Annotated in this window: 20 protein-coding genes and 1 pseudogene; 11 read left to right on the top strand and 10 right to left on the bottom strand. The window is 68.6% G+C overall.

Features of this window, described 5'->3' with window-relative positions:
• Nucleotides 1-76: 76 nt before the first annotated feature.
• Together A5624_RS15855 and A5624_RS15850 are read left to right on the top strand one after the other, a co-directional pair.
• On the top strand, nt 77-1,150 hold the full coding sequence (locus tag A5624_RS15855) for an isochorismate synthase MenF (protein WP_066867977.1): 1,074 nt from the start codon (nt 77-79) through the stop codon (nt 1,148-1,150).
• Entirely contained in the window at nt 1,147-1,629 is a 483-nt protein-coding gene (locus A5624_RS15850; RefSeq protein WP_066867926.1) for a GNAT family N-acetyltransferase, read from the top strand. Before A5624_RS15855 ends, A5624_RS15850 begins: the two co-directional genes overlap by 4 nt.
• On the opposite strand, the gene A5624_RS15845 is transcribed toward A5624_RS15850, so the two are convergent.
• Nucleotides 1,581-2,012 carry a hypothetical protein gene (locus A5624_RS15845; RefSeq protein WP_066867923.1) on the bottom strand — a complete coding sequence of 144 codons (432 nt, stop codon included), beginning with the start codon at nt 2,010-2,012 and terminating at the stop codon, nt 1,581-1,583. The two genes, A5624_RS15850 and A5624_RS15845, sit on opposite strands and share 49 nt — an antisense overlap.
• 75 nt (nt 2,013-2,087) lie before the next feature.
• On the opposite strand from A5624_RS15845, the gene A5624_RS15840 reads away from it, so the two are divergent.
• Complete coding sequence (locus A5624_RS15840) at nt 2,088-3,053, top strand: diacylglycerol kinase family protein (RefSeq protein WP_066867921.1); 966 nt, start codon at nt 2,088-2,090, stop codon at nt 3,051-3,053.
• 283 nt (nt 3,054-3,336) lie between these two features.
• Nucleotides 3,337-3,591 carry a transcriptional regulator WhiB1 gene (gene whiB1 / locus A5624_RS15835; protein ID WP_003874607.1) on the top strand — a complete coding sequence of 85 codons (255 nt, stop codon included), beginning with the start codon at nt 3,337-3,339 and terminating at the stop codon, nt 3,589-3,591.
• A 92-nt stretch (nt 3,592-3,683) separates the two neighbouring features.
• On the opposite strand, the gene A5624_RS15830 is transcribed toward whiB1, so the two are convergent.
• Entirely contained in the window at nt 3,684-5,183 is a 1,500-nt protein-coding gene (locus A5624_RS15830) for a sensor histidine kinase (RefSeq protein WP_066867918.1), read from the bottom strand.
• Between the two features lie 50 nt (nt 5,184-5,233).
• Nucleotides 5,234-5,449, bottom strand: coding sequence for a biotin/lipoyl-binding carrier protein (locus A5624_RS15825; RefSeq protein ID WP_066867974.1), 216 nt, complete (start codon nt 5,447-5,449; stop codon nt 5,234-5,236).
• A 239-nt stretch (nt 5,450-5,688) separates the two neighbouring features.
• Here A5624_RS15825 and A5624_RS29520 point away from each other — a divergent pair, with 239 nt between their 5' ends.
• Nucleotides 5,689-5,763, top strand: coding sequence for a 50S ribosomal protein bL37 (locus A5624_RS29520; protein WP_011728008.1), 75 nt, complete (start codon nt 5,689-5,691; stop codon nt 5,761-5,763).
• 7 nt (nt 5,764-5,770) lie between these two features.
• Here A5624_RS29520 and rsrA read toward each other — a convergent pair whose 3' ends face one another.
• A complete protein-coding gene (gene rsrA, locus A5624_RS15820; RefSeq protein WP_066867915.1) occupies nt 5,771-6,085 on the bottom strand; it encodes a mycothiol system anti-sigma-R factor in 315 nt (104 codons plus the stop codon).
• Nucleotides 6,082-6,744: a sigma-70 family RNA polymerase sigma factor gene (locus A5624_RS15815; RefSeq protein ID WP_066867911.1), complete on the bottom strand. Its 663-nt coding sequence runs from the start codon at nt 6,742-6,744 to the stop codon at nt 6,082-6,084. The genes rsrA and A5624_RS15815 overlap by 4 nt, the downstream gene beginning before the upstream one ends.
• A gap of 311 nt (nt 6,745-7,055) precedes the next feature.
• On the opposite strand from A5624_RS15815, the gene A5624_RS15810 reads away from it, so the two are divergent.
• Complete coding sequence (locus A5624_RS15810; protein WP_066867909.1) at nt 7,056-7,904, top strand: NAD(P)-dependent oxidoreductase; 849 nt, start codon at nt 7,056-7,058, stop codon at nt 7,902-7,904.
• Between the two features lie 18 nt (nt 7,905-7,922).
• Complete coding sequence (locus A5624_RS15805) at nt 7,923-8,408, top strand: YbaK/EbsC family protein (RefSeq protein ID WP_066867906.1); 486 nt, start codon at nt 7,923-7,925, stop codon at nt 8,406-8,408.
• Here the strand turns inward: A5624_RS15805 and A5624_RS15800 are convergent.
• The 4 genes from A5624_RS15800 to A5624_RS15785 are packed head-to-tail and all read right to left on the bottom strand — an operon-like array spanning nt 8,395 to nt 12,581.
• Nucleotides 8,395-9,405, bottom strand: a complete 1,011-nt coding sequence (locus tag A5624_RS15800; protein WP_066867903.1) for a zinc-binding dehydrogenase — start codon at nt 9,403-9,405, stop codon at nt 8,395-8,397. The genes A5624_RS15805 and A5624_RS15800 overlap by 14 nt on opposite strands.
• Nucleotides 9,402-10,586 (bottom strand): sulfotransferase, encoded by a 1,185-nt coding sequence (locus tag A5624_RS15795; protein ID WP_066867900.1) that lies wholly within the window; start codon nt 10,584-10,586, stop codon nt 9,402-9,404. The genes A5624_RS15800 and A5624_RS15795 overlap by 4 nt, the downstream gene beginning before the upstream one ends.
• Nucleotides 10,587-10,590: 4 nt before the next feature.
• Entirely contained in the window at nt 10,591-11,340 is a 750-nt protein-coding gene (locus tag A5624_RS15790; RefSeq protein WP_066867897.1) for an SDR family NAD(P)-dependent oxidoreductase, read from the bottom strand.
• Entirely contained in the window at nt 11,337-12,581 is a 1,245-nt protein-coding gene (locus tag A5624_RS15785; RefSeq protein WP_066867895.1) for an alkyl sulfatase dimerization domain-containing protein, read from the bottom strand. Before A5624_RS15785 ends, A5624_RS15790 begins: the two co-directional genes overlap by 4 nt.
• A 64-nt stretch (nt 12,582-12,645) precedes the next feature.
• Between A5624_RS15785 and A5624_RS15780 the strand changes: the two genes are divergently transcribed.
• The 4 genes from A5624_RS15780 to A5624_RS27485 all read left to right on the top strand — a co-directional run bounded on the left by A5624_RS15780 (nt 12,646) and on the right by A5624_RS27485 (nt 14,863).
• Nucleotides 12,646-13,416 (top strand): SDR family NAD(P)-dependent oxidoreductase, encoded by a 771-nt coding sequence (locus A5624_RS15780; protein ID WP_066867892.1) that lies wholly within the window; start codon nt 12,646-12,648, stop codon nt 13,414-13,416.
• A gap of 8 nt (nt 13,417-13,424) precedes the next feature.
• Entirely contained in the window at nt 13,425-14,045 is a 621-nt protein-coding gene (locus A5624_RS15775) for a TetR/AcrR family transcriptional regulator (protein ID WP_066867971.1), read from the top strand.
• A 51-nt stretch (nt 14,046-14,096) separates the two neighbouring features.
• Nucleotides 14,097-14,333, top strand: coding sequence for a hypothetical protein (locus tag A5624_RS15770; protein WP_066867890.1), 237 nt, complete (start codon nt 14,097-14,099; stop codon nt 14,331-14,333).
• A 128-nt stretch (nt 14,334-14,461) separates the two neighbouring features.
• Nucleotides 14,462-14,863, top strand: a complete 402-nt coding sequence (locus A5624_RS27485) for a DUF222 domain-containing protein (RefSeq protein WP_082975887.1) — start codon at nt 14,462-14,464, stop codon at nt 14,861-14,863.
• Here A5624_RS27485 and A5624_RS15765 read toward each other — a convergent pair.
• Nucleotides 14,757-15,040: pseudogene (locus A5624_RS15765) on the bottom strand (DUF222 domain-containing protein); the annotation flags it as partial. The gene A5624_RS27485 and the pseudogene A5624_RS15765 sit on opposite strands and share 107 nt — an antisense overlap.

Below are 15,040 nucleotides of genomic sequence, written 5' to 3'. Positions count from 1 at the left end.
GCGAGACGGGGGTCCCCCCAGCCGCGAAGCGGCTAGGGCGCGAGTCGAGCAGCACAATCACGAACCGCCGTTCGCGCTGTGCGGACCGACGCGGACCCTGATTGCCGACGGGGTGCGGCACCGCTACCGCGACGTGGGCGCCGCGCAGGCCGCGCTGCGATCGGGTGAGGCGCCGATTGTGTTGGGGGCGTTACCTTTTGACGTCACGCGCCCGGCCGCGCTGCTGGCACCCGAGGCGGTGACCGCCACCGATGGGCCGCCGGACTGGCCGGTCGGCGCGCTGCCGCCGGTGCGGGTGGCGCAAGCCATTCCGGCGCCGCCCGACTACCGGGACCGGATCCGCCGGGCGTGCGAGCAGCTCGCCGCGGACGACAACCCGCTGCACAAGGTGGTGCTGGCGCGGGCCCTGCGGCTGGTCGCCGACGCCCCGTTGGACGCCCGGGTGATTCTGCGCCGGCTCATCGCCGCGGACCCGGCGGCCTACGGCTACCTGGTCGATTTGAGCGCCGCCGGCGAGGAGTATGCCGGTGCGGCGCTGGTGGGTGCCAGCCCCGAACTCCTGGTGGCGCGCCGCGGCGACCATGTCGAGTGCCGGCCGTTCGCCGGCTCGGCCCCGCGCGCCGCTGACCCGGACACCGACGCCGCCAACGGCGCCGCGCTGGCCGCCTCGGCGAAGAACCGGCACGAGCACCAGCTGGTCATCGAGACCATCAGGACCGCCCTGGAACCGCTGTGCGACGAGCTGTCGATCGCGGCCGAACCACAGCTGAGCAGCACCGCCGCGGTCTGGCACCTGTGCACGCCGATCGCCGGCCGACTGCGTGAAACATCAACGACCGCAATCGATCTGGCGCTGGCTCTGCATCCCACCCCGGCGGTCGGCGGGGTGCCGACCAAGCCCGCGATGCGGCTGATCGCCGAACTGGAGGGCGACCGCGGGTTCTACGCCGGGGCGGTGGGCTGGTGTGATGCCCGCGGCGACGGCCGCTGGGTGGTGTCGCTGCGCTGCGCGCAGCTGTCGGCCGACCGGCGCGTCGCGCTGGCCCGGGCCGGTGGCGGTATCGTCGCCGAGTCCGACCCCGACGACGAAGTCGCCGAGACGACAACGAAATTCGGCACGATCCTCAACGCCCTGGGAGTCGAGCGATGAGCCCAAACATCCGGCGGGCGTCGCAGCGGGACGCGGCCGCCATCACCGAGATGATCTACGCGCTGGCCGAATTCGAGCACGCCGTCGATCAGTGCACGGTGACCGAATCACAAATCGCGGCAGCCCTTTTCGGTGACCCACCGACGGTGTACGGGCATGTGGCCGAGGTGGACGGCGAGATCGGGGCGATGGCGCTGTGGTTCGTCAACTTCTCCACGTGGGACGGGGTGGCGGGCATCTACCTGGAAGACCTGTTCGTGCGGCCGCAGTTCCGCAGGCGCGGGCTGGCCCGCGCGCTGCTGGCCGCGCTGGCCGCCGAATGCGTGCAGCGGGGCTACACGCGGCTGTCCTGGGCGGTGCTGAACTGGAACGCCGACGCCATCACGCTCTACGACGGGATCGGCGGGCAGCCGCAGAACGAATGGACGACCTACCGGCTGTCCGGGGCGTCGTTGGCGCGACTGGCGGAATCGCCCTGAGCGCCGGCGGCCCAGCGCACGGCGGCGGGGCTGAACAGCAATCCCAGCACGACCAGCGCCACGCCGCCCGCCGGAATCCCGAACCCCGGTTGGTGTGACCCGACGGCCAGGTACCAGGCCACCGGCAACAGCAGCAGCTGGGTGATCACGGCCAGCCCGCGGCCCCAGCGCCTGCCGCGGATCAGCGCGCGGCCCGCGGCGATCACGGCGGCACCGACCAGGACGAACCAGCCCGCCGTCGCCAGGCCGTTGACCACCTGCTGATCGGCTCCGGCGATCCCGCGAACCACCAACACCACCGCCACGATCAGCGCCGCAACCCCCTGCAGCATAACGATCAGGCCCGCGCGGCGAACGGCGGTCGGGGTGGCTGGCGGCGTCACAGCGTCAGCGTAGTCAGGGCGGCCGCCCGTTCCCCCACAGCGTGGCCTTAGGCGGCCCGCCTAAGCTCGTGCTTCATGCGGGCCGTGCTGATCGTCAATCCCACAGCAACTTCCACCACTCCGGCCGCGCGCGATCTGCTGGCCCACGCGCTGAAAAGCCGCCTGCAGCTCAGCGTCGAGCACACCAACCATCGGGGTCACGGCACCGAACTCGCGCAGAAGGCCGTGGCCGACGGTGCCGACCTGGTGGTCGTGCACGGCGGCGACGGCACCGTGAGCGGGGTGGTCAACGGCCTGCTGGGCCCGCCCGGGCCGCTGCCCGGCGGACCGGTGCCCGCGGTCGCCGTGGTTCCCGGCGGGTCGGCCAATGTGCTGGCGCGGTCCCTGGGCATCTCCACGGATCCGGTCGCGGCCACCAACCAGCTGATCCAGCTGCTCGACGACTACCAGCGGCGCGCCATCTGGCGGCGGATCGGCCTGATCGACTGCGGCGAGCGCTGGGCGGTGTTCAACACCGGCATGGGCGTCGACGCCGAGGTGGTGGCCGCGGTCGAGGCCGAGCGGAACAAGGGCGGCAAAGTTTCGGCATGGCGCTACATCCGCGCCGCGGTGCCCGCCGTCTGGGCCTACACCCGCCGCGACCCGATGCTGACGCTCGAACTTCCCGGCCGCGAACCCATCACCGGGGTGAGCTTCGCCTTCGTGTCTAACTCGAGCCCGTGGACGTTCGCCAACGAACGGCCGGTGTGGACCAACCCCGGCTGCAGCTTCGAGTCGGGCCTGGGGGTGTTCGCCCCTACCACCATGAAGCCGATCCCGACCCTGCGAATCGTGCGGCAGATGTTCGCCAAACGGCCCGCATTCAACTTCAAGCACCTCATCACCGAGGACGACCTGCCGAGCGTGCGAGTTACCTCGACCGGGGGCGCGGTCGCGTGCCAGTTCGACGGCGATTACCTCGGCGTGCGCGAAACCATGACGTTCAAAGCCGTCCCGGACGCGCTGGCGGTGGTCGCCCCTCCGCAACAGAAACGGCACTGAGCTGCGGTAATGCGATGCAGCGACCCGGGTGTGGGGAAAATTACCGGTCAAGTGGCCCATGGAGTGTAGTACAACGGAGTAAGGGCTTGGCTACGAGTTGATCAAAGTGAGATAGCCCACGAGCGAACTCACACTATTGACATCTGTTGAGCCTGTGAAACGATCAAAAGGTTGCATGCAGAAATTTACGCAGGAGTCCGGACTCCTTTTCTTCTGCACGCGTTAAACAGCCGAAGAAAATGGCCGTGCGCCTTGCTGCGCACTCAGTGAGGAGTAAAGACGTATGGATTGGCGCCACAAGGCGGTCTGTCGTGACGAAGACCCGGAGCTGTTCTTCCCGGTAGGGAACAGCGGCCCGGCGCTCGCGCAGATCGCTGACGCGAAACTGGTCTGTAATCGGTGCCCGGTGACCACAGAGTGCCTCGGTTGGGCCCTGAACACGGGCCAGGACTCGGGCGTCTGGGGCGGCATGAGCGAAGACGAGCGGCGCGCACTGAAGCGTCGCAACGCCCGGACCAAGGCCCGCAGCGGGGTTTAACCCAGATAACGCAAACAGTGCGGCCTCGACGAAAGTCGGGGCCGCACCTTTGCGTGCGGGTGCGCCGCGCGCCTACAACAGCAAACGCGCGCCTACAACAGCAAACGGGTGCGCCGGCCGATCGGCACCCTCAGCACCACATCGGTGCCACGGGCGGGCGCCTGACGCATGCCCAGGGTGCCGTCCAGCTCGGCCGACACCAGGGTCCGCACGATCTGCAGCCCCAGGCTGTCGGAGGTCTCCAGGCTGAATCCCTCCGGCAGCCCGCGACCGTCGTCGTGCACCACCACGTCGAGCCAGCGCGCCGAACGCTCGGCGCGGATCGTCACCGAGCCCTCCTCGACCGCCGGGTCGAAGGCGTGTTCTATCGCGTTCTGCACGAGTTCGGTGATCACCATGATCAGCGCGGTGGCCCGGTCGGAGTCCAGCACGCCCAGGTCGCCGACCCGGTTGATGCGGATCGGCCGGTCCACGGAGGCAACGTCGTTCATGATCGGCAGGATCCGGTCGATCACCTCGTCGAGGTTGACCTGCTCGTCCACCGACATCGACAGCGCGTCGTGCACCAAGGCGATGGACGACACCCGGCGCACCGACTCGATCAGGGCCTCGCGCCCCTCGGCGTTGACCGTCCGGCGGGCCTGCAGACGCAACAGCGCCGCCACGGTCTGCAGGTTGTTCTTCACCCGGTGGTGGATTTCCCGGATGGTGGCGTCCTTGGAGATCAGGGCCCGGTCGCGGCGCTTGACCTCGGTGACGTCGCGGATCAGCACCGCCGCGCCGGCGCTGGCCCCGTCGACCATCAACGGCAGCGTGCGCAGCAGCACGGTGGCTCCCCCGGCGTCGACCTCCATGCGCATGCTGCGCCCGCCGGCGACCAGATCGCGCACGTGCTCGGCCACCTCCTGCGCCTCGAACGGGTCGGAGATCAGCGGGCGGGTGACCTCGATGAGGTTGTGCCCCTCCAGCTCGGTGGTCAGGCCCATTCGGTGATACGCCGACAGCGCGTTGGGGCTGGCGTAGGCAACGACGCCGTGCACGTCGAGGCGGATGAAGCCGTCGCCGGCCCGCGGGGTCGAGCGCGACATCACCACGTCCCCGACATCGGGGAAGGTCCCCTCGGCGAGCATGTGGACCAGATCGGTCGCGCACTCGCGGTAGGCGATCTCCAGCTGACCCGACGCACGGTCGGCGGCCAGCGCGGTCTGATGGTGGGTCAGCACCGCCACCACCTTGCCGCCGTAGCGCACCGGCGACGCCTCGACATGGGTGCCCGGCAGCCACGAATCTTCCTGTCCCGCAGCGTCATTCCGCTTCGCGGTGCCCGACGCGAACGTCTCGGCCACCAGCGCCAGCCGGTCGGAGGCCACGGCGGTGCCCACCGCATCCGTCAGTAGCGCCGTGGGTGCGGTGTTCGGCCGGCACTGCGCCACACACACCAGCACGCCATCGTCGCGCCGCACCCACATCAGGTAGTCGGCGAAGGACAAATCGGCCAGCAGCTGCCACTCCCCGACCACGGCGTGCAGATGGTCCACCGCGTTGCCCGGCAGCATCGTGTGTTCGGCGAGCAGATCACCGAGAGTTGACATTGCTTACTCCCCGGGTCGTTCCCCGGCGGCTGATCGAAGGGGCCGGACGGCTAGCTGATGACCGCGATGAGGTCGCCCGCCTGAATGACGTCGCCCACCGACACGCTGACCTTGCTGACGGTGCCGCCGACCTCGGCCAGGACGGGGATCTCCATCTTCATCGACTCCAGCAGCACCACGACGTCGCCTTTGCCGATCTGGTCACCCTCGTTGACAACGACTTCGAGCACGCTGGCCACGATCTCGGCGCGCACATCCTCCGCCATCTTCACCCCACTCGTCTCGGCCTTCGCGCAGGCTGGCTGCTGGTTCATCACGGTTCTCTCGGGCCCATCAGGCTCGGATACATCGAACCACAGGACCCGTCGGGACCGCGGCACACGGCCCCCCCGACAGGCCCCGACGAGGGCGAAGACACTGCACAGGACGTTCCATGAGAGAATGGTCGACAAGCCAACGGGCGCCGGGCGCCTGGTTTGACAAGCAATCACGGAGGTTTTCCATCATGGCCAAACGTGGCCGGAAGAAGCGCGACCGCAAGCACAGCAAGGCCAACCACGGCAAGCGGCCCAACGCCTAAAGGGACGCTACTGCGAACCCCGGATGATCGTGGTGCGGCGGATCTCGAGCCGTAACCGCTCACGCAATCCCTCGGGGGCCTTCTCGCCCCTGCACTTGGTGGCGATCAACGCCTTGATCCGCTCTTCGAGCCCGTAGTGCTTGAAGCAGCCGGGGCACGCCTCGAGGTGCTTGCGTAACTGCTCGCGGGTGTCCGGGCCGCATTCACCGTCAAGCAGCAGCCAGACCTGGCGGATCACCTCCGCGCAGCCGACGCTGCCATGGGACTCGTCGTTGGGGCAGGCGTCGGGCGAAGCACCGCCCTGGCCGGAGAACTCGCTCATGACGACACCTCCTCGTGCGTCTGCTGACCGCGGTTGAAGCCCCGCTCCTTGGCGACGTCGGCCAATAGGCCGCGCAGCTGCCGTCGGCCGCGGTGCAGCCGTGACATTACCGTTCCAATGGGCGTATCCATGATCTCGGCGATTTCCTTGTACGGGAAACCTTCGACGTCGGCGTAATAGACCGCCATCCGGAATTCCTCCGGCAATGCCGCCAGCGCCTCTTTGATCTCCGAGTCAGGCAGCGCCTCGAGGGCCTCGACCTCGGCCGAGCGCAGCCCGGTCGACGAGTGCTCGGCGTTGGAGGCCAGCTGCCAGTCGGTGATCTCCTCGGTCGGATACTCCGCGGGCTGGCGCTGCTTCTTGCGGTAGCTGTTGATATAGGTGTTGGTCAAGATCCGGTACAGCCACGCCTTGAGATTGGTGCCGGCCCGAAACGAGCGGAAGCCCGCATAGGCCTTCACCATGGTCTCTTGCAGCAGGTCCTCGGCGTCGGCGGGATTGCGCGTCATGCGCAACGCGCCGCCGTACAGCTGGTCGAGCAGGGGAATCGCGTCGCGTTCGAATCGCGCCGTTAATTCCGCGTCCGTCTCTTCGTGCGCTGGGGGCTCGGGAATCTCGGGCCCCGTCACGCCATCGCGGCCATCGTCAGAGTCGGCCATGTCGATAAACCCGGTCCCTTCTGCGGCGGTGTCACCGGAGGCCACCGAAGGCGCCACCGGACTCGCAAGGAAGCCAGCCAACAGCTCCTCGCCTAACAGGCTCGTCGCCGTTGACACCACGCTGCTCCTCCCAATCTAAAGGCTGACCCCGACACCGTCCGTCCGGGTCCGCTGCACCGCATGTGAGACCGATTGGATCAACAGCGTGCGCGACCCCGCTATTTCCGCAGCGCGATCGGGCCGGTGGCGGTGCCGGCCGAGCCGATCGGACCCCGGTCCGGCCGATTCGGGCGTGGCGTTAGTGTGACGCCATGTCCCTGAACGGCAAGACCATGTTCATCTCCGGCGCCAGCCGCGGTATCGGCCTGGCCATCGCCAAGCGTGCGGCACAGGACGGTGCCAACATCGCGCTGATCGCCAAGACCGCCGAGCCGCACCCGAAGCTGCCGGGAACGGTGTTCACCGCGGCCAAGGAGCTCGAGGAAGCCGGCGGACAGGCCCTGCCGATCGTCGGGGACGTCCGCGACCCGGAGTCGGTGGAGGCGGCCGTGGCCAAGACCGTCGAGCAGTTCGGCGGCATCGACATCTGCGTCAACAATGCGTCGGCGATCAACCTGGGATCCATCACCGAGGTGCCGATGAAGCGGTTCGACCTGATGAACGGCATCCAGGTGCGCGGCACCTACGCCGTTTCCCAGGCGTGTATCCCGCACCTGAAAGGCCGGGAGAACCCGCACATCCTGACGCTGTCGCCGCCGGTGCTGCTGGGCCAGGAGTGGCTGAAGCCGACGGCGTACATGATGGCCAAGTTCGGTATGACGCTGTGCGCGTTGGGCATCGCGCAGGAGATGCGCGAGGAGGGCATCGCCTCGAACACGCTGTGGCCGCGCACGCTGGTGGCCACCGCCGCGGTGCAGAACCTGCTGGGCGGCGACGAGGCGATGGGACGCGCCCGCAAGCCCGAGATCTACTCCGACGCGGCCTACGTCGTCCTCAACAAGCCGTCCAAGGAGTTCACCGGCAACATGCTGTTGTGCGAGGACGTGCTGGTGGATTCCGGCGTCACCGACCTTTCGGTCTACGACTGCATCCCTGGCTCGAAGCTGGGCGTCGACTTCTGGGTGGATGGCGTCAACCCGCCGGGATACACCGGCCCCTAGCAGCCCTGAGGCATTACGGTGGCCGCCACACCGGGCATCGCCGCTTTGGTGAAAGCCGGTGTGGCGCACCAGGTTCTGACCTTCGATCACGATCCGCGGGCGCAGTCGTTCGGCGCCGAGGCGGTCGAAGCGCTCACCGCGGCGGCCGGCATCGAACCGGGACAGATCTACAAGACCCTCGTCATCACGGTGCCGAACGGATTGGCGGTCGCGATCGTGCCCGCGACCGCGCGCCTGTCGCTGAAGGCGGCCGCCGCGGCGCTGGGGGTCGCCAAGGCGGCCATGGCCGAGGCTGCGGTCGCCGAGCGGAGCACCGGTTACGTCGTCGGTGCGGTCTCGCCGTTCGGCCAGCGCCGGCGACTGTCGACGGTCGTGGACTCCAGCGCGCTGCGCTGGGAGCGGGTGTTCTGCAGTGCCGGCCGTCGGGGCTGGGAGGTCGCGGTGGCGCCGCAGGACCTGATCCGCCTCACCGCCGCGGTCACCGCCGACATCAGCCGAACGTGACGACGACCTTGTCCGCGGCCCCCGGGGTGTGCGCCAGTTCGAGCGCCTCGCCGACGTTGTCGAACGGGATGGTGTGGCTGACGATCAGCGCGTATTTCTCCCAGTTCGCGACGAGATCCTTGGTCACCTCGAAGATCTCGTCGGGGTAGCCCATGGAGCCGAGGATGGTGATCTCGTTGCTCATCACGTTGACGAACTCGACGGGTACCGGTTCCTTATGCACGCCAACGATTCCCAGCGTCGCGCCCCGCTGTGCGGCGGCCAGCGCGGTGTTGACGACGGCGGGCACACCGGCGGCGTCGAGGTAGATGTCGGTCCCGGCCTTGCCTGGAAACATCGATTCGCCCTCGCCGTGCAGTTCGATCAGGCGCGCCACCACGTCCTCGTCGGCCGAGTTGATGACGGCGTCGGCGCCGATCCGCAGCGCCTTGTCCAGCCGCCCGGGGATCAGGTCCACAACGACGACGTGGTAGACGGCAAGGGATTTGAAGGCAAGCACGGCGCCCAGCCCGATGGGCCCGGCCCCGAACACGACGACCTTGTCCGTCGGTTTGGGCCGGCAGCGGTTGGCGCCGTGGCGCGCGACGGCCATGGGTTCGTTGAGCGCGGCCACCTCCCACGGGATGTGATCCGGGATCACCTCGAGACTCGTTCCGCGAACCGCGTTTTCGATCAACAGGTAGTCGGCGAGTGCCCCGCTGGCCCCGCCGTTGCCGATGATGCCGCTGGGCGCGGCCATCGGGTTGATGACGACGTGATCGCCGACGGTAAGCCCACTCACCTGCGCACCGACCTCGACGACCTCACCGGCCGGCTCGTGCCCGAGCGGGGTGTGCTCCTGGCGCGGCGGGATGCCGCCGATGGTGATGTAGAACGCGTCCGAACCGCAGATGCCGCAGGCGCGCATCCGCACCAGGACGTCGCGGGGCCCGACGGTGGGCCGTTCGGTGTCGAGGACCTCCGCTTTGCCCGGTCCGGTGACCACGGATGCTTTCACGGTGTGCCCTCCAGCTCGATGTCGAAGGTGTCGAGATACTCGGCGAAGACCGGCGCCAGCGCTTCGACGCTCAACCCGTACTCATCGAGGCGATAGGCGTTGAGCGCGAACCGATCCTGCGGGTGCGCGGCGAGCCAATTGCGCATGCGGGCTTCGGTTTCGGCGGTCAGGGGTTCATCGGCCCACTCGTAGATGCGCCGCATCACGTCCATCGGGTCGCGCATCATCTCGTGGTAGTACATGTGGAAGAACCGCTCGTCGCCGATGCGGTCGCGCGCCCGCAGCGGGCGGTCGACGTGGTAGCGCATCTGCCACATCGCGAGCCGGCCCATCTCGGTCTGGTCCAGCAGCTCGGTGTTCATCACCAGGCTCTGCGGCAACCGCCACAGGTTGCACAGCGACCCGGTCGCCTTGTACGGATCGCGGTGCGCCCAGATCAGCCGGGCGTCGGGAAACACCTTCAGCAGCGCCTCGATGTGCACCGAGTGCGACGGCATCTTCAGACTCCAGTTGCCCGGCGCGGTGGACTGCAGCACCTGCAGGTAGCGCTTCTGGTATTCGTAGGTGCTGCTCATGTCGGCCTCGTCGAACAGCCAGCGCGCGTAACGGCCCGTCGGCAGGAACGAGTCCCAGGACAGGCCCTTGAAATCCTGGTTGTGGATGAACATGTCCTCGGTCGGGCCGTCGGCGTCTTCCCAGTGCGGCAGCGGCATTTTCGCCTGTGTCACCAGTTCGAGGATCTTGCGCTGCTCCTCCAGCAGGGCCAGGCAGCGCGGATCGGTGCGCAGCGTGTCGACGCCGGCGGGTGGTATGGGATCCACGCACTGCCAGTGCAACAGCGATCGCCGGGCCGGGTCCTGGTCGAGCAGGTAGCTGATGACCGTGGTGCCGGTGCGGGGCATGCCGAGCACGATCAGGGGCCGCTCGACGGGCGCGTCCAGCACTTCGGGGTGCGCCTGGATGTAGCCGTGCACCTGCATGCGCCGCCCCAGCGCGTTGGTGGCGTCGTCGAGCACCCGGTCGCGCCCGAACGGGGTGAACACCGGCGAGGTGTTGACCTCGTCGAGGATGAGCTGCAGTCCCGCGCGCCATGAGTCCGAGTCGATTTCGGTGAGGCCGGTGCGCCCCGCCGCCAGTTTGAAGACGTCGTCGGCGGTCGCGAGGTTGTCGAAGTCGCTCATGGCTCTAGACCGTCAGGTATCCGCCGTCGACGGCGATGGTGCTGCCGGTGATGTAGGAGGCGGCATCGGTACACAAGAACAGCGCCGCACCCGCGCAGTCCTGGGGCGTGCCGGGCCTGCCCAGCGGCGTGTGGAAGCCGATCTCGACGTCCATCACCTCGGGAATCCCCATGGCGGGGTGGGTCATTCGGGTGTCGATGAGCCCGGGCGCGATGGCGTTGACCCGGATGCCGTCATTGGCCCATCGGCGCGACAGGTTCATCGTCAGGGCGATCAGGCCCATCTTCGACGAGGCGTAGCCCGGGACGAAGACCGCCGAGCGGAACGCGGACATCGAGACGACGCTGACGACGCTCGCGCCGCCGGGGGCCTGGCTGGACTTGAGGCGCTCATGACAGCGCATGGTCAGCCGCATCGGGCCCAACATGTTCTGCGTCACCGACGCGACGTACCCGTCCGGATCGTATTCGTCGCCCGCGGGATAGGGGCCGCCCGCGTTGTTGACCAGGATGTCCAGGTCGCCCAGCGAATCAGCGAGCGCGTCAACGGATTTCGGATCCTGGATCTGGCACTGACGGTAGGTGAATGCGCTCAGCTCCGTCTCGGAATACTCCGCGGCCGACCCGCGGGTCCCGGTCACGGTGACGGCGGCCCCGGCGTCGGCGAACGCGGCGGCGATCGCGTTGCCGATGCCACTGGTGCCACCGGTCACCAGCACGTGGGCGCCGGTGAAATCGAAGTTGACGGTGTTCATTCGGTCGTCCTCAATTCGTTGATCGACTTGGTGAGCCAGGCCTTTTCCCAGAAGTTGCCGGTATCGGCCAGCAGCGCCTCGTGGGCGTCGGCGGCAGCCGCCCGCGCACCGGCATGCAGCGGCTGGGCGGCCAGGATCAGGTCGGTGAGGTGGATGGCCTGCACCGGCCGTCCGGCGGTCAGGTGAGCCCGCGCCGCGTCCACGAGCACGTCGGCGCCGGCGGCGCTGACCACGTCGGCGGCCACCGAATCCGCTGGCACGCCGTATAGTTCGGTGGTCGAGCGGTGCCGGAACCATCCGGTGTACATCTCCCAGATCGCCCGCACGTTCCAAGACGTCTTGCCGTAGCCTTCGCCGATGTCGAGGTGCTCGGGGACCTTGACCTCGCGCATCGCGGTGTGAATGTCCGCGCCGGAGTTCATCAGCTCGGCGGTGCGGTCGTGCACGGCCTGCATCCCGTCCCGCATCGCGGTGACCTCCTCGGCGATGCGATCGGCGCCCTCGATGGGGTCGAAGTGGCCGGTGATCAGCCGCCGCGGCCCGTAGTCCAGCACGGTGTTCAGCGATTCGATGTAGAGGATCGGGTCGCGGTACCGGTCGCCGCGGATGGTCATCAGGTTCGGCACATGACCGAACAGCGGCCCGAACAGGTTGCCGGTGAACAGGATTCGATCCTCGGGCAGCCACACCACCAGCGCGTCGGTGGTCTCGCCGCCGGGCGTCCACGCCAGTTCGAACGTGCGCCCGCCGACCGTGAGGGTGTGGCGCTGGTCGAAGGTCGTGGTCGGCTCCGGAAACGAGAAGTCGATGGTGGCGGGGTCGATGGTCTTGAAGTGCTCGAGCATCGCGTCGGAGAACTTTCCGAAGGCGAACGACGTCTTGGGCATGCGGTAACCCATCAGCAGCGTGTTGTCGTCGCGCCAGTACCGGTAGTTGCGATGCATCACCACTTGGGTGTCCGCGTCGCGCAGCGTGTGCACCCCGCCCCAGTGGTCGGCGTGGCCCTGGGTGACGACGATCACCCGGGTCGGGCCGGCCACGTCGGCAAAGGCCTTGCGATGCAACGGTCCTTCGAAGACCAACCCGCCGTTGACGATGACCCGTCCGTCGCCGGTGGCCACCGCATACGAATTGGAGACGCCCGGCGACATCCAGACGCCGTCGCCCAGGGCCTGCGCGGGAGTGTCCGTCGCCGCCGAAAGGTCGCTCGCCCCGGGGCGCTCGCGATGAATCCCTGCCATGACTGGCGATCCTCTACAGTTCTAGAGGTAAAGTCAATAACCTCGTCTCGGGAAGGAGGCGCTCATGACACTGCGCGGGCTGGCCGACAAGGTGGCCGTCGTCGTCGGCGGCGCCACCGGCCTCGGTGCGGCCACGGCCGCCCGGCTGGGCGAGGAGGGCTGTCGGGTGGTGATCGGTGACGTCGCCGTCGACGCCGCGCAGCGCACGGCCGCGCGCATCGCCGCCGCCGGCGGGACGGCGACGCCCGTGGCGTTCGACCTGGCCGACCCGGCGTCGGTCGCCGGCCTGATCGATTCCGCGGCAACGACTTACGGCGGAGTGGATCTGCTGTTCAACGTCGGCGCCGACATGGGCACCATCCGCGCCGACACCGACGTCGTCGACATCGACTTCGCCGTGTGGGACCGGGTGATGGCGGTGAACCTGCGCGGATATGTGGCGGCCATGAAATGCGCGATCCCGGAAATGCTCAAGCGCGGCGGCGGGGCGATCGTCAACATGTCCTCGGCGGCGGCGTTCCAGGGCGAGCCCGCACGCCCGGCCTATGCCACCGCCAAGGCCGGGATCGGCGCGCTCACCCGCCACGTCGCCTCGCGGTGGGGCAAGGACAACATCCGGTGCAACGCGGTCGCGCCCGGGTTCACCGCAACCGAGACCATCCGTGCGGTGCCGCAATGGCCGGACCTACAGGCCGCCGCACTCAAGCGCATCCGCGGCCCCCGCGTCGGCGAGCCGGGCGACGTCGCCGCGCTGGTCGCGTTCCTGCTGTCCGACGAGGGTGAATGGATCAACGGTCAGGTCGTCAACATCGACGGCGGCACGGTGCTGCGCTGAGGATGGAGATGGCCACCGACAGATCGCGCAGACGCAACGGCGACGCACGCCGTCGCGACCTGTGCGATGCCGCCATCCGGGTGCTGGCCGAGCACGGCTCGCGCGGGCTGACGCACGGTCAGGTGGACCGCGTCGCCGGCGTCCCCGAGGGCACCACGTCGTACTACTACCGCACCCGCGCCGCCCTGCTGCGCGGCGTCGGCAAGCGCGTCGCGGAGATCGATGTGGCGAACCTGCAGTCGGTGATCGACGAGCCGGTCGATCCGCTGTCGCCGTTCGCTCATTTGGCGCGGCTCACCATGATTCAGGCCAGCGGGGACGGGTTGATGCTCAACAGGGCGCGCCACGAACTGCTGCTCGGGGCCGCCCGCGATCCCGGTCTGGCCGAGACGTCGCAGGTGTTCGTCGCGCGGATCAACGCCATGGCCCACGACGCCATCGCGCACCTGCAGCCCGACACCCGCGACCCGGCGCTGCTCGACGCGCAGACCACCGCCGTCACCACGTTCATCGCCGGTGTCTTCACCCGGCTGGCCGCCGGCGACCGCAACGTCGGGGACGCCGAGCAACTCGGCCGGCTGCTGGAGGCCGTGGCCACCGCGGTGGCGCTCGCGGCCCAGCGAAGTTGAGTTCCGGCGAAAACCACTCCCCGGCCCGTCGATTCCGCATACCGTTGCCCGATGGACATCAAGCGTTTAGCCGCCGCGACTCTGCTGGCGATGGCCGGGCTGCTGACGATCGGTGTGGGCGTCAGCGGCGCCGACACGATCCAGACCGAGGGCAACTACCCCACGCGGGAGGCGTGTCAGGACGCCGGCCCGGGCGTGAAGGCCACGACCCCGGGCAGCTGGAACAACTTCTGGTGCATTCCGGACCGTAACGTCAACGGCAACTGGAAGTTGGTGCTCAGCAACTGATTCGGTGCCGTCGGTCGAGTCCATCGATTTCGGATACTGGAAACGCATATCGAAATCACTTGTGCCACTGTGGTTTCAGTAGTCTCTGGGCGCCGATTTTTGTCGGTGGTCCTCGCTAGTTTGGCGGTGTGAGTGATGAGCAGGATGTCGAGGCGGCGTTCGACGCGCTCGATGCCGCCTGGGATCAGGTCTGCGCGCTGAACGTCGACGCGCTGAAGCCGCGCCAACAGTTGGCGGTGTTGGCGCGCTGCGAAAAGCAGCGCCGGCGCATCCCGGCCGTCGAGCACCCCGTGATCAATGCCCTGGCCCGCCAAGCACCTTCGGTCGAACTCGGCGGCACAGCAGTCCAGGCCATCGCCGAGGCGACGCTGATCAGCCGCGCCGAAGCCGCCCGCCGCCTCAACGAGGCACGCGACCTGGGCCCGCGCCCAGGGTGCCGTCGCGTTGTCCGGCGGCGGTGGCGGGCAGCATCGGGCCCAGCGGTTCGCCGGTCAGGCCGTGGCGCGGGCCCAGGTCGCGTGCCTCGTTGAGGCGGCGGGCGGCTTCGGCGCGGCTGATCAGCGTCGCCTCGGCGATGGCCTGGACTGCTGTGCCGCCGAGTTCGACCGAAGGTGCTTGGCGGGCCAGGGCATTGATCACGGGGTGCTCGACGGCCGGGATGCGCCGGCGCTGCTTTTCGCAGCGCGCCAACACCGCCAACTGTTGGC

The organism is Mycobacterium sp. 1482292.6 (assembly GCF_001672995.1).
Taxonomy (GTDB): Bacteria; Actinomycetota; Actinomycetes; order Mycobacteriales; family Mycobacteriaceae; genus Mycobacterium; species Mycobacterium europaeum_A.
The sequence above is the reverse complement of the archived record's forward strand: the minus strand, read 5'-3'. Positions and strand labels throughout refer to the sequence as shown.